12 protein-coding genes are annotated in these 13,688 nt (G+C 67.5%); 7 read left to right on the top strand and 5 right to left on the bottom strand.

The features are described from left to right. The first annotated feature begins 50 nt into the window (after nt 1-50). From CA982_RS18440 to CA982_RS18410, 7 genes are all read left to right on the top strand, one after another. Nucleotides 51-1,421 (top strand): ammonium transporter, encoded by a 1,371-nt coding sequence (locus tag CA982_RS18440; protein WP_086536716.1) that lies wholly within the window; start codon nt 51-53, stop codon nt 1,419-1,421. Nucleotides 1,422-1,648: 227 nt separating this feature from the next. Then, on the top strand, nt 1,649-3,007 hold the full coding sequence (glnT, locus tag CA982_RS18435) for a type III glutamate--ammonia ligase (RefSeq protein ID WP_425269090.1): 1,359 nt from the start codon (nt 1,649-1,651) through the stop codon (nt 3,005-3,007). A 65-nt stretch (nt 3,008-3,072) separates the two neighbouring features. After that, nucleotides 3,073-3,969 carry a class II glutamine amidotransferase domain-containing protein gene (locus tag CA982_RS18430; protein ID WP_086536715.1) on the top strand — a complete coding sequence of 299 codons (897 nt, stop codon included), beginning with the start codon at nt 3,073-3,075 and terminating at the stop codon, nt 3,967-3,969. Further along, nucleotides 3,957-4,715, top strand: a complete 759-nt coding sequence (locus CA982_RS18425) for a GltB/FmdC/FwdC-like GXGXG domain-containing protein (RefSeq protein WP_086536714.1) — start codon at nt 3,957-3,959, stop codon at nt 4,713-4,715. Before CA982_RS18430 ends, CA982_RS18425 begins: the two co-directional genes overlap by 13 nt. A 276-nt stretch (nt 4,716-4,991) precedes the next feature. Further along, the gene (locus tag CA982_RS18420) at nt 4,992-6,323 is read left to right on the top strand and encodes an FMN-binding glutamate synthase family protein (RefSeq protein WP_086536713.1); all 1,332 of its coding nucleotides are present in this window, start codon (nt 4,992-4,994) and stop codon (nt 6,321-6,323) included. After that, the gene (locus CA982_RS18415; RefSeq protein ID WP_086536712.1) at nt 6,320-7,510 is read left to right on the top strand and encodes an NAD(P)/FAD-dependent oxidoreductase; all 1,191 of its coding nucleotides are present in this window, start codon (nt 6,320-6,322) and stop codon (nt 7,508-7,510) included. The genes CA982_RS18420 and CA982_RS18415 overlap by 4 nt, the downstream gene beginning before the upstream one ends. Before the next feature lie 50 nt (nt 7,511-7,560). Continuing rightward, nucleotides 7,561-8,253, top strand: a complete 693-nt coding sequence (locus tag CA982_RS18410) for a helix-turn-helix domain-containing protein (RefSeq protein ID WP_086536711.1) — start codon at nt 7,561-7,563, stop codon at nt 8,251-8,253. 9 nt (nt 8,254-8,262) lie between these two features. Here CA982_RS18410 and CA982_RS18405 read toward each other — a convergent pair whose 3' ends face one another. From CA982_RS18405 to CA982_RS18385, 5 genes are all read right to left on the bottom strand, one after another. Beyond that, on the bottom strand, nt 8,263-8,949 hold the full coding sequence (locus tag CA982_RS18405; protein ID WP_086536710.1) for an EthD domain-containing protein: 687 nt from the start codon (nt 8,947-8,949) through the stop codon (nt 8,263-8,265). A gap of 563 nt (nt 8,950-9,512) precedes the next feature. Further along, nucleotides 9,513-10,799, bottom strand: coding sequence for an MFS transporter (locus CA982_RS18400; RefSeq protein WP_086536709.1), 1,287 nt, complete (start codon nt 10,797-10,799; stop codon nt 9,513-9,515). Between the two features lie 49 nt (nt 10,800-10,848). Continuing rightward, nucleotides 10,849-11,322, bottom strand: a complete 474-nt coding sequence (locus tag CA982_RS18395; RefSeq protein WP_086536708.1) for a MarR family winged helix-turn-helix transcriptional regulator — start codon at nt 11,320-11,322, stop codon at nt 10,849-10,851. Between the two features lie 90 nt (nt 11,323-11,412). Further along, nucleotides 11,413-12,042, bottom strand: coding sequence for a TetR/AcrR family transcriptional regulator (locus CA982_RS18390; RefSeq protein ID WP_086536707.1), 630 nt, complete (start codon nt 12,040-12,042; stop codon nt 11,413-11,415). 113 nt (nt 12,043-12,155) lie between these two features. After that, nucleotides 12,156-13,685, bottom strand: a complete 1,530-nt coding sequence (locus tag CA982_RS18385) for an acyl-CoA synthetase (protein WP_086536706.1) — start codon at nt 13,683-13,685, stop codon at nt 12,156-12,158. Nucleotides 13,686-13,688: the final 3 nt, after the last annotated feature.

The following is a 13,688-nucleotide window of genomic DNA, read 5'->3' as shown; positions in this document are numbered from 1 at the left end:
GGTCCCGAACACCCGACTTCTCGCAGAGTCCCTGAACCGAAAGATCGCTCATGGAACCCATACTCGCCGCCAATGCCGATCTGGCATGGATGCTGGCGGCCTTCGTCTTCGTCCTGCTGATGTTCCCCGGCCTGGCGTTCTTCTACGGCGGCATGGTCGGATCGAAGAACGTCCTCAACATCATGACGATGGTCATGTCCACTCTGGCGATCACGGCGGTCCTCTACGTCGTGATCGGGCACGGGCTGGTGTCCGGTCCGTCGGTGGGCGGGTGGGGCCTCATCGGCAACCCGACCGACTACATCGGCTTGACCAACTGGCTCACCGACGACGCCTCCGGCGCCACCCAGACCCTGTATTACGCGGCCTGGTTCATCCTGTTCGCGGCCATCACGATCGCCATCGTGGCCAGCGGCGCGGCCGGCCGGATGAAGTTCTCGGCGTGGCTCGTCTTCGCGCCGATCTGGCTGCTGGTGGTGTACTTCCCGGTGGCGCACTGGGTCTTCGCGGCCGACGTCGATGACAATTACCGCGGCGGCTTCCTGCTGAACGACCTCGAGATCGTCGACTACGCAGGCGGAACCGCGGTGCACATGAACTCCGGAGTCGCAGCACTCGCGCTCGCCGTCGTGCTGGGCGCCCGGAAGCGACGGATGGAACGGCCGCACAACGTACCGATGACCATCATGGGCGGCGGCATCCTGTTCTTCGGCTGGTTCGGATTCAACGGCAGCTGTGCGCTCGGTGCCAACTTCCTCGCGCAGGCGGTCATCCTGAACACGCTGCTGGCCGGTTCCGCCGGCATGATCGGCTTCGCGATCATCGAGAGGTGGCGCGAAGGGCACGTGACCTCGCTCGGGATGATCACCGGCACCGTCGCGGGTCTGGTCGGCATCACCCCCGCGGCGAGCAGCATGGCACCGCTCGGCGCGCTCTGCGTCGGCATCTTCGCCGCCGCGGTCGTGGCCTTCCTGCTGAGCTTCAAGAACCGGCTCAAGATCGACGAGACGCTCGACGCCTTCGCCGTGCACGGAATCGGCGGCATCGTCGGAACCCTCTGCATCGTGCTGTTCGCCACCGAGGCCGCTCCGGCCGGGGTCCAGGGCATCCTGTTCGGCGGTCCGGTGGACATCGTGTGGCGTGAGCTCGCGGGCATCCTGATCACCTGCACCTATTCGTTCGTGATGACCTGGTTGATCGCGAAGGGACTCGACAAGCTGATCGGCCTGCGCGTCGACGAAGAGACCGAGGTGACCGGCCTCGACGCCGTGCTGCACGCCGAGACCGCCTACGAAATCCCCAGTGCATCAGTGGGACACGCCGGCGGATTGGCGACGATGTCACCGGCGCGCGCCGCGGAGAAGGTGGAGGAGGCGATGCCGGCGTCCGCTCCGGCCTCGGCGCCACCGGCCGGGGTCTGATCGACGCCGAAGTCGTCCGACACGACAGCTCGGGGGCCCACCGTTCGCCGGTGGGCCCCCGATCCGTCTTCGTGGTCGGCGCGGAAATCGTTGTCGGGCAAACCGACACCCACCGCTCACGAACTCGAAACAGGGTCGAAACATCCAGCAGGTCTACTAATAGTAGACAAAGGTTCACAAGAGTGGACACGCGGACCAGAAGCCCCTAGAGTCGACCCCCGGAGCACATGATGACAACCACCGAGACGACGACCGGCGACCTCGCCGATCTCTGCGCGACGCACGGCACCAAGTTCATCCTCGCGATGTTCGTCGACCTTCGCGGCAAACCCTGCGCCAAACTGGTGCCGGTGGAGGCGGTCGACGAATTGGCGTCCGACGGCGTAGGTTTCGCCGGCTACGCGGTAGGCGCGATCGGGCAGGAGCCAAAGGATCCCGACCTCATCGCGATCCCCGACGTCCGTTCCTTCCTACCCATCCCGTTCATCAAAGAGGGCCTTGCCGTCGTCCAGTGCGATCCGCATGTCGAGGGCAAGCCCTGGCCATTCGCGCCCCGCAACATCCTCAAGGCTCTCATCGCGCAGACCGCGGACGCCGGGTTCGAGCCGTGGGTCGGTGCCGAGGTCGAGTACTTCCTGCTCAAGCGGGGAGCAGACGGTTCCCTCGTCACTGCCGACGCTGCCGATGACTCCGACAAGCCCTGCTACGACGTGCGCGGCCTGACGCGGATGTACGAGCACCTGACCACGGTCTCCACCGCGATGAACCAGCTCGGTTGGAGCAACTACGCCAACGACCACGAGGACGGTAACGGCCAGTTCGAGCAGAACTTCGCCTATTCCGACGCGCTGACGACGGCAGATCGCGTCGTCACACTCCGCTACCTGCTCTCGGCCCTGGCCGCGGACAAAGGCATGATCGCGACCTTCATGCCGAAGCCCTTCGCCGAGCGCACCGGATCGGGATTGCATTTCCATCTCTCGCTGACCCAGGCGGGGGACCCGGTGTTCCCCCAGGTCACCGACGACGACCGCGGACTCGGCCTGTCGGAGACGGCGTACGGTTTCATCGGCGGAATCCTGGAGCATGCGCCCGCCCTGCAAGCCGTCATCGCCCCGACGGTGAACTCCTACAAGCGAACCGGGGCAACCGCGACCCGTTCGGGGGCATCCTGGGCGCCGCGGCGGGCCACCTACGGCGGCAACGATCGCACCCATTACATCCGCGTGCCCGACGAGCATCGCGTCGAACTCCGCGGTGGCGACGGATCGGCGAATCCGTACCTGGCCGTCGCCGCACTCCTCGGAGCCGGACTCGACGGCATCAAGCGGAGTCTCGATCCCGGTGCCGTCGGAAACTGTCCCGGCCACATCGCCGAACTGCCGCTCACGCTCCTGCACGCAGTGGAGGCGCTCGAACTCGACGCGGTGGTCGCCGGCGCGCTCGACGCCGCGATGCCGGAGGACTGGCCGGACGATCAGCAGCGGGTCTCGGCGTACTTCGCCGGACTCAAGCGCGACGAGTTCTTCGACTGGCACGCGGCGGTCACGTCGTGGGAGGTCGACAAGTACCTCACCGCGTTCTGACCGCCGACTCCGACCGAACCATCTCTCAGACAGCAACATCCACTTCTCGACGTAAGGACCTGACCATGTGCGGAATCGTCGGGTTGCATCTGCGCAACCCGGACCTCCACCCCCGGCTCGGCGAGATGCTCGCCGAGATGCTCGGCGAGATGCAGGACCGCGGAGCGGATTCGGCGGGTATCGCCGTCTACGGCAACCCCGCCTGGGCTCCCCCGGGGCACGGCTGCATCTCCCTCCTCGAACTCGAGGTCGTCCCCGACGAGGTGTCGGCCACTCTGAGCTCGGCACTCGGCGTGACGGTCTCGGCGCAGACGATCGACGTCACGCTCGTGGCCTCGGCAGCGGTGACGGCCGACGAACTGCTGGCCGCCGCACGCGCCGCATACCCGCACGCGCTCGTCGCGGGCTTCGGGTCCGACCTCACCGTGCTCAAAGGCGTCGGTGCGCCCCGAGAACTGACCGAATCCTGGGGACTGGCAGCGGCTTCGGGGTGGCAAGGGGTCGGACACACCCGGATGGCGACCGAGTCGGCCGTCACCTCCTCGGGTGCCCATCCGTTCGCGGTCGGTCCCGAACAGTGTCTGGTCCACAACGGCTCGTTCGCCAACCACGCCACCATCAGGCGCGAACTCCGCGCCGCGGGGGTGGAGTTCGACAGCGAGAACGACACCGAGGTGGGTGCCCGCTTCGTCGCGCACCAGCTGGCGGCGGGCAAAGACGTGGAGACAGCGCTGAAAGAGGTGTGCGCGACCTTCGACGGCTTCTACACCCTGCTCGTGTCCAACCGCGACTCGTTCGCCGTGGTCCGGGACGCGATCGCGTGCAAACCGGCCGTCATCGCCGAGACCGACGACTGGGTGGCGATGGCGAGTGAGTACCGTGCGCTGGCCAAGCTGCCCGGTGTGGCGAACGCACGCATCTGGGAGCCCGAGCCGGAGGTCGTCTACGCATGGACGCGATGACCGCCGAGTTGCCCACCCGACCTTCCGTTCCCGCCTCCACCGACACGGCGAAAGCTGAGACGATGAGCCCCAATCACACCTTCGACCTCGCGGATACCGCCCTGCGCGAAATCAATTCGATGCTGCACGGCGACATCTCGGGAGAGATCGTCATCGACAACCCAGCCGGCGCCCACAGCGTCGCCGCCGGGGTCAACCTCCCGCTGAAGATCACCATCAACGGGCACGTCGGCTATTACGCGGCCGGTATGAACCAGCAGGCGGAGGTGACGATCAACGGCAACGCCGGTACGGGTGTCGCCGAGAACATGATGAGCGGCAGCGTCATCGTGAAGGGCAACGCCTCGCAGTCGGCCGGTGCCACCGCGCACGGCGGGCTCCTCGTCGTCGAGGGCGACGCCGCGGCACGGTGCGGCATCTCGATGAAGGGCGTCGACATCGTCGTCGGTGGAAACGTCGGGCACAACAGCGCGTTCATGGCACAGGCCGGCCGTCTGGTCGTCCGCGGCGACGCCGGCGACGGTCTCGGCGACTCGATCTACGAGACGCGTATCTATGTGCGCGGCGAGGTCGCGTCGCTCGGCGCCGACTGCATCGCGAAGCCGATGCGCGCCGAACACCTCGAAGAGCTGGCCGGTCTGCTGAAGGCCGCCGGGTTCGGCGACGACGATCCCCGCGACTACACCCGCTACGGGTCGGCCCGGGAGCTCTATCACTTCAAGGTCGACAACACCTCCGCGTACTGAGCCTCCGTTGCTCCCTGAGGTGCGAGGGGCGTCCCCCCCTGCTCCCTGAGGAGCGTCCGGAGCCTGCGGAGGGTGCGCAACCGCCTGCTCCCTGAGGAGCGTCCGGAGCCTGCGGAGGGCGCGCAACCGCCTGCTCCCTGAGGAGCGTCCGGAGCTTGCGGAGGGCGCGTCACGAAGGGTCTGGGGACCGAGCGTGCGAGACCCTTCGTGACGCTCGCAAGCTCGCTCCTCAGGGAGCGGAGACGGCGCACGACCACACGACGAAAGAGAATCACCATGACCAACGAACTGAGCATCGAACAGCGCGGCCTGCGGGAGTCGGCCACCTTCGACCGCACCACCATCGCCGCGATCCAGCGCGCCGCCGAGACCGGCATCTACGACATCCGTGGCTGGGGCGCCAAGCGCAAGCTGCCGCATTTCGACGACCTGCTGTTCCTCGGCGCGTCGATGTCCCGCTACCCCCTCGAGGGGTACCGCGAACGCTGCGACACCGACGTCGTCCTCGGCAGCCGAAATGCGAAGTACCCGTTGCATCTCTCTACTCCGGTGACGATCGCCGGGATGAGCTTCGGGGCGCTGTCGGCCGGGGCGAAGGAAGCACTCGGGCGCGGCGCCTCGGAGGTCGGCACGTCCACCACCACGGGCGATGGCGGCATGACGCCCGAAGAGCGGGGGCAGTCGAAGCATCTCGTCTATCAGTACCTCCCGTCGCGGTACGGCATGAATCCGGACGATCTGCGCAAGGCCGATGCGATCGAGATCGTACTCGGCCAGGGCGCCAAGCCCGGTGGCGGCGGAATGCTTCTGGGACAGAAGATCTCGGAGCGCGTCGCCGGCATGCGGACCCTGCCGCAGGGTATCGACCAGCGGAGCGCGTGCCGTCACCCCGACTGGACCGGGCCCGACGACCTGGCGATCAAGATCAACGAGTTGCGGGAGATCACCGACTGGGAGAAGCCGATCTATGTGAAGGTCGGTGCCACCCGCACCTATTACGACGTGAAGCTCGCGGTGCACTCCGGTGCCGACGTCGTCGTGGTCGACGGGATGCAGGGTGGAACGGCAGCGACCCAGGATGTCTTCATCGAACACGTCGGTATCCCCACGCTGGCCGCGATCCCGCAGGCGGTTCAGGCCCTGCAGGAGTTGGGGGTGCACCGAGAGGTGCAGCTCGTCGTGTCGGGTGGAATCCGCAACGGCGCCGACGTCGCGAAGGCGATGGCGCTCGGCGCCGACGCCGTCGCCATCGGAACAGCGGCGCTGATCGCGTTGGGGGACAACGACCCGCGTCACGCCGCGGAGTACGAGGCGCTGGGCTCGGCCGCCGGATTCTACGACGACTTCCAGGACGGGCGCGACCCCGCGGGCATCAGCACGCAGGACCCCGAACTGTCGGCGCGTTTCGATCCGGTGCTCGGCGGGAAGCGTCTCGCGAACTTCCTTCGCGTGATGACGATGGAGGCCCAGACGATCGCCCGTGCGTGCGGCAAGGCGCACCTGCAGCATCTGGAGCCCGAAGACCTCGTCGCCATCTCGATCGAGGCGTCGGCGATGGCACGCGTTCCGCTCGCCGGGACGAACTGGATTCCGGGGACCGGGCTGTGAGCACCGAGACCGCGTCGGTCGTCATCGTCGGTGGCGGGCTCGAGGGCGCGGCGGCCGCCTGGGCGTTGGGACAACGCGGCATCACCGATGTGATCGTCTGCGAGCGGGACACCGTCGGCGGTGGGATGACCGGCAAGTCGTCGGGCATCGTGCGGTGCCACTACGGAGTGGGTTCGCTGGCGGCGATGGCCGCGATCGGTCTGGAGGTCTTCGAGAAGGCAGAGGAGATCTTCGGCTCCGACATCGGGTTCCGCCAGACCGGTTACGTCGTCGGCGTGGGCGAACCGAATGTCGAGAACATGCGGAAGAGTCTGGCAGCGCAGCGCGCGGTCGGCGTGCAGACCGAGGAGATCGACGCCGCCGACGTGGCCGCGATGTGGCCGGCCGCCGACCTCGAACCGTTCGCGGCGTTCGGCTGGGAAGAGCGCGGCGGCTACGGGGATGCCTACCAGACCGCGCAGGCCTTCGCGGCCTCGGCGCGGGCGACGGGAATCCGAATCCGTCAGGGCACCACCGTGACCGGCCTGGTCCTCGACGCGGACCGGGTGACGGGGGTTCGTCTCGCGGACGGTTCGACGATCTCCGCGGACACCGTCGTGGTCGCCACCGGAGTCTGGTCCAGGCCGTTCCTCGCTCCCTACGGAGTCGACGTCCCGATCGAGGTGCACCGCGAACAGATCGTGATGATCCATCCCGGTGACGCGCTCGGCGACGTGCCCGTGTTCTCCGATCTGGTGTCGCTGCAGTACGTCCGCCCCGACGTCCGCGGTGAGATCCTCTTCGGCAACAGCGATCTCGCGGCTCTCGACGTCGCAGATCCGGACGACTACCGCAATCGCGCGGATTCGGACTTCATCGACCTCACCGTCGAGAAGGTCGGCACGCGATTCCCCGGTTTCACCGATCCGGCGATCACCACGAGTTATGCCGGGTGTTACGACGTCACGCCCGACTGGAATCCGATCATCTCCCGTGGACCCCTGGAGGGGCTCGTGCTGGCAGCCGGGTTCAGTGGCCACGGGTTCAAGATCTCGCCGGCGGTCGGCCGGTTGATCGCCGATCTCGTGGTCGACGGGCGTAGCGCGGACCCGCGGATCCCCGAGTCGGACTTCCGGTTCACACGGTTCGCGGAGGGTGACCTGCTGACGACGCGCTTCCCCTATGTCGGAGCCGGCGAGATGCGCTGACCGGCCCGACCGAGTGCGCTTCGGCTCGACCGTCGACGGGAGGTGTCTTCGTGTGTCAACTGTCAGTGAACGGTGTTTCTCACTATGCTGGCAGCGTGACGGACGACCCTTTGATCCGGAATCAATCCGGCACAGCGCGAGAGCGGCCCGTCGACCAGTCGGTCGAGGAGTTGGAACTCGAGACCGCGATCGCGCACAACGTGCGGCGCCTGCGACGCCAGCAGGGACTCTCCGTGGGAGACATGGCGACTCGCGTCGGCATCTCGAAGGCGATGCTGTCGAAGATCGAGAACGCCCAGACCTCGTGCAGCCTCAGCACCCTGGCCCGCCTGGCCAACGGATTCGACGTGTCGGTCACCTCGCTGTTCCGGGGTGCCGAGATGGAGCGCTCGGCGGTGTTCGTCAAAGCGGGTGAGGGCTCGGAGATCATCCGCGAGGGATCTCGGGAGGGCCACGAGTACGAACTGCTCGGGTCGTTGCGCGGAGAGCACAAGCGGCTCGAATGCCTACTCGTCACCCTGACCGAGAAGTCGGTCACCCAACCGCTGTTCCAGCACGCCGGAACCGAATTCCTCTACGTCCTCGAAGGCGTCCTGGATTACGCTCACAGTCGCTCGGTGTACCGGATGCACCCGGGCGACTCGCTACAGCTCGACGGCGAGGGGGCACACGGTCCCGTCGAACTCGTCGAACTGCCGGTGCGCTTTCTGTCGGTGATCGCGTTCCCGGATTCGGCTGTGTGACAGCCTGATTCAGGCCCGCGACCGGTTGAGGTCGAAGTCGTGACGCGAGGTCGGCACGACGTCGAGATGGCGATCGGCACCGAACCGCGTGACGCTCTCGAGCATCAGGGTCATCCGCCGTTCCAGTTCCTGCTGGTCTCCGCCGCTCCCGTAGAACGCGTGGATGTCGTTGACCGCCTCCATCGGGAACAGTTCTTCGACGATGGCCGCGACCGACGGGGCGTTCTCGGTCAGCGGTCGTTCGACGATGTTCTGGACATACCCGAACGTGGCCTGGGTGTCGATGGCGACCTGTGTGTGATCGTCCAGCCACCGTCGGAGCCACTCGTCGCGGTCGAGGTCGTCGGGGCGGCGCAGGAACGCGATGTTGGACAGCGCGTCGATGCGCGACCCGTCGGCGGGGAGTTTTGGATTCAGCGGCGCTCGATCGGTGACCTCCCAGGCGGCGATCGGACCGTGGAGGCCGTCGTCGACGACGGCGAGAACCGCGCCGGGGTCGGGGGCCCAGAACGCCACCACCGCGGTGATGGGCGGATCGAGTTCGTCGATGCGCATGGCGCCCGACACCGGGTCGTCGCTGAGGTTGACCTGGACGCGCGTGGCCCCGGCCGCTGCGCATCGTTCGACGAGGGCGGCGACATCTGCACGCGCGGGTCCACCACCCCGGATGGCGACGATCACTTTGGAATCCGTCATCCCGCGGACGGTACCGGGCGATCCGCCTGCCGGTCATTGATTCGCAGATCCGCACCCGTCCCGCCTTTGCTCCCTGAGGGTGCCAGGCGCGACCAATCGCCGTTCCCTGAGGAGCGGCCGGAGCTTGCGGAGGGGGCGACCAGTTGCCGTGCCCTGAGGAGCGTCCGGAGCTTGCGGAGGGAGAGACCAGTTGCCGTGCCCTGAGGAGCGTCCGGAGCTTGCGGAGGGCGCGTCACGAAGGGTCTGCCACGCATCTCACCAGGACCCTTCGTGACGCTCGCAAGCTCGCTCCTCAGGGAGCGGGGGTGACGCTCGGCCGTCGTGGACGACGAAAGGGCCCGCCCGACGGAGCGGCGGGGGCCTGCTTCTCTGCTCCCTGAGGTGCGAGCGAAGCGAGCCACGAAGGGCATGGTGACGTGCCTCGCCGGCCCTTCGAGGCTCGTCGCTATCGCTCCTCACACCTCAGGGACCAGGAATCATGTGGTTCTTTCGGATTAGGTGGGGGAAGGTCGCGACGCTCGCAGCTCGCACCGCAGGAGCAGAAAGGTGCGCGTGCGGGAGGCTCAGAACTCCTCGGCTCCGATGAGTGCGGCGTCGTCGGCGACCTTGCGGTCGTGGGCGACCTTCGCCAGCGACACCGCGCCGAGCGCGACGACGCAGTATCCGGTGGCGAACCACCACGGCGTCGCCTCCGAGCCGGTCCACTTCGCGAGGTAGGCGACCAGCACGGCCGCGATGGCGGCGCCCATCCAGCGGAGGAAGCTGAACCCGGCACTCGAGACCGACCGCGGGGTGTCGCCGCCGACCGCCGACATCGCGACGTCGGTGAACAGGGTGTTGAGCACGCCCGAGGGGAAGCCGGAGAGGATGACGGCCAGACCGATCAGCCAGACCTGTCCGGTGGCCGTGCCGATTCCGGCCAGCACCATGACCAGTCCGTACGTCGAGATGGCGACCATGACACCGGCCTTCTCACCGACGAGCTTGGCCAGGAGCGGTGCCACGAAGACGCCCGCGACGGCGGTGAGCAGGCCCCAGCCGAAGAAGACCAGGCCCGCGTAGATGGGCCGGAGACCCATCGCGATGGGCGCCCAGGCGATCACGGTGAACAGTGCGCCGGTGTAGAAGGCGGAACCCACGGAGGTGACGAACAGCGTGCGATTGCGCAGGACCTTGAGCGGGTCGACGATCCGCACCCGGACCCGTTCGGATCGCGGGCCGTCGGCGGGCAGCATGACCGCACAGAGAACGGCACCGGCCAGCATCAGCAGCGCAGTTCCGGCAAACGGTGCGCGCCACGTCCATTCGCCGAGAGTGGCGCCCAGGAGTGGGCCGACGGCCAGCCCGATCCCCAGCGCGGCCTCGTACATCATGATGGCGCTGTTGCGGTTGCCGACCGCGGACTGGACGATGAAAGCCAGTGCGGTGGCGAGGAACAACGCGTTGCCGAGACCCCAGATCACCCGGTAGGCGATGAGCTGGTCGATGTTGTCGGCGAAGGCCGAGACGCCGGCGGCGACGACGATGAGTCCCAGCCCGACGGTGAGGGTTCGCCGGGGGCCGAAACGGTATGCGGCCCAGCCGGTCAGCAGCATCGCGACGCACTGGACGCCGACGTAGACACCGAACAGGAGGGTGAGCTTCTCCGGCGGGGCGTTCAGCGCTTCGGCGATGCTGTGCAGGATCGGGTCGACGAGGCCGATGCCCATGAAGGCGATGACGGCGGCGAATGCGGTGATCCACACCGCGCGCGGTTGCGCCCGGAGGGAGGCGAGCATCGACGGTTCGGCCGCGGCCTGGTCGGCGCCGCTCGCGACGGTGCCGCTGGGGGTGTGTTCGGTGACGGTCATGGGGTCCTTTGCCAGATCAGGCGGGTCGGCCGGCGCCGCGGCCGCCCGCTCACACGCGCGCCGGGGATGCGGCGCGCGATGCCGGATGGTTGTCGAGTTGGTCGCGCAGGGCCTGCAGGGCCGGTCCGGCCGCGGCGATGGCGTCGCGCTGCTCATCGCTGAGTTCGGCGAGTGCACCGGTCAGGATGACGTCGCGCTGTTCGCGGATCTGCCGGACGAGGGTGCGCCCGTGCTCGGTGAGGCCGACGAGCACGGCTCGACGGTCGTTGGGATCGGGACTGCGTTCGACCAGTTCGTGTTTCGTGAGTCCGTCGATCACCGACGTCGCTGTCGGCATGCGGATGGATTCGCGGTCGGCGAATTCACCCATGCGCATCGACCCGTGGTCGGCGAGGACGCTCAGGGCGGACATCTGCGCCGCGGTCAGCTCGACCGACGGTGCGCGCCGGCGAAGAGCGAGGTAGAGCCTCGTGATCGTCGGCCGCAGGGTCTGGGCGAGCTGGGCGGGGTCGGAAGCGGGCACGTTTAGAAAGTCTAATACTTAGGACTTCGAAGTATTAGGGCAGGGTGCTGTGATGCTGCGCACGAACGCGCGACTCGACTGGTCAGACGGTCAGCGGTGCCCCACGACGTCGAAGAACGCGATGAGGTCGCGTCGGGCGCTCGCTACACCGTCGGGCCGACCGTCGATCTCGCTGAGCAGCCCACGCTGGAAGATGCCGTCGAGTGCGATGTAGGCGACCGCGGGCGTCACCGCGGGCTGGTTCCCCGACAGCTCGCAGAACCTGTCCACGACGCGCCAGATCATCTCTTCGCGCCGGCTCTCGATCTCGATGACGTCCGCACGGAACGAGTCGTCGAACATGCTCTGATTGCGCAGGTCGTACCAGAGCCGGTGAATGGACGCCTCGGAGTGCATGCCGGCGAAGAACGTGTCGGCGAACTCGTCGCGCAACCGGGTGGCGGTGACCGCGTTGGCGACGACTTCGTCGTAGCGGGTGACGCAGACGGCCTCGTACTGCCGCACCGCGTGGGCGATGAGATCGAGTTTGTCGGTGAAGTAGTAGTGCAAGACCCCGTGTGAGTACTCGGAATTCTGCGCGATCTCGCGCAGACTCGTCCGCGCGTACCCCAGTTCGGCCAGCGTCGTCAGAGTCGCCATGGCCAGCTCGTCGCGCTTCGCCTGGAACTTGTCGCGTGAGCGGGCCTCGATGCGGGCCTGTCGGTCGACGACCTGTGTCATCTCGCCGTCCTTGCTGGGGAATCGTGGAGTTCGAGACCCGAGTGTACCCACCCTGCCGGATTCGACGCTTGTCCGCGTCCGGCAGGGTGGGCGCTCGGCGGGTTCCGATCCGGCTAGCCGAAAGCGCCTCGGACCTCGGTTTTCAGGATCTTGCCCACCTTCGAACGAGGCAGTTCGGTCCAGATCTCGATCTCCTTCGGAGCCTTCACGCTGCCGATCCGTTCCTTGACGAAGGCGATGAGCTCCGCGGCGTCGACATCGTGACCCGCGCGCAGTTCCACCGCGGCGGTCACGCGTTCGCCCCACTTGGGATCGGGCAGACCGATGACAGCGGAGTCCTTCACCGCCGGGTGCGCGAGGAGCGCCTGCTCGACCTCGGCCGAGTAGACGTTGAATCCACCCGTGATGATCATGTCCTTGGCCCGGTCGACGACGAAGAGGTATCCGTCGTCGTCGAGGTAGCCGATGTCCCCGGTGTGGTGCCAGCCGTGCGCACTCACCTCGGCCGTCGCCTCGGGGTTCTCGTGATAGCCGTCCATCACCAGCGGGCCGCGGACGACGATTTCGCCGCGTTCACCCCGTCCCAGCAGGGTTCCGTCCGCACCCATGATCGCCACCGTGGTCAGCGGTGTCGGCTGACCCGCCGAACTGAACCGCTCGGTCGCCATCGTCCCGTCGTCGTGGAAGTGTTCGGCGGGTGCGAGGGTCGCGATCATGTTCGGCGCCTCGGTCTGACCGAACAACTGGCCGAGCACGGGACCGATGCGGGTCAGCGCTTCCTCGAGTCGCGTCGGTGACATCGGCGCGGCGCCGTACCAGAGGCACCGCAACGACGACAGGTCCCGATCGTCGAGATCAGGGTGGTCCAAGACCCCGTAGATCACTGTCGGTGGCAGGAAGGCGTGCGTGATCCGATGCCGCTCGATCAGCGCCAGGAACTCGCCGATGTCGGGCGCCGGCATGATCACGACCTCGCCGCCGAGGCTGAGGATGGGAAACGTCAGCACCCCCGCCGAGTGGGTCAGCGGGGCCAGCGCCAGATAGCGCGGACGGTCGCCGAAGGGGTAACTCATCAGCGCCAGCGCGGTCGAGGTCATCATGTTGTCCTCGGTCAGTCGCACCCCCTTCGGACGCCCGGTCGTTCCGCCGGTGCCGGCCAGCATGCACAGGCCGCCGTCGGGCCGTCGGCTCTCGTCCGGTTCCGCGCGGTGCGCGTCGAGCCAGCCGTCGAACGAGGTCGCCCAGTCCACCTCACCGTCGAGACAGATCAGCCAGTCCAGCTGCGGCAGCTGATCTCTGATCTTCTCGACCAGACCGGCGAACTTCGCCTGGAAGAACAGCAGCCGACATCCGAAGAGGTCGAACAGCTGCCGGTTCTCGTCGGCCTCGTTGCGGGGATTGACCGGGCACCACACCGCACCGGCGCGCGAGATGCCGAAGACGCACGTCAAGGCCAGCGGGTCGTTCGCCGAGAGGACGGCGACGCGATCTCCCGCCTCGATCCCGGTGTGTTGCAACGCACCCGCGATCGCCGTCGACCTGTCCTGGACCTCGCCATAGGTCGAGGTGACCCCGCCGGTGGTCAGGCACGGCGCGTCGCGCCCCAGCGAGGCGCCCTTGTCGAGATACTCCGAGAGTCGCATGTC

The sequence above is a fragment of the Gordonia lacunae genome (genome assembly GCF_002149015.1).
Classification (GTDB): domain Bacteria; phylum Actinomycetota; class Actinomycetes; order Mycobacteriales; family Mycobacteriaceae; genus Gordonia; species Gordonia lacunae.
Note: the sequence above shows the minus strand (reverse complement) of the source record. Positions and strands in the feature narration are given on the sequence as shown.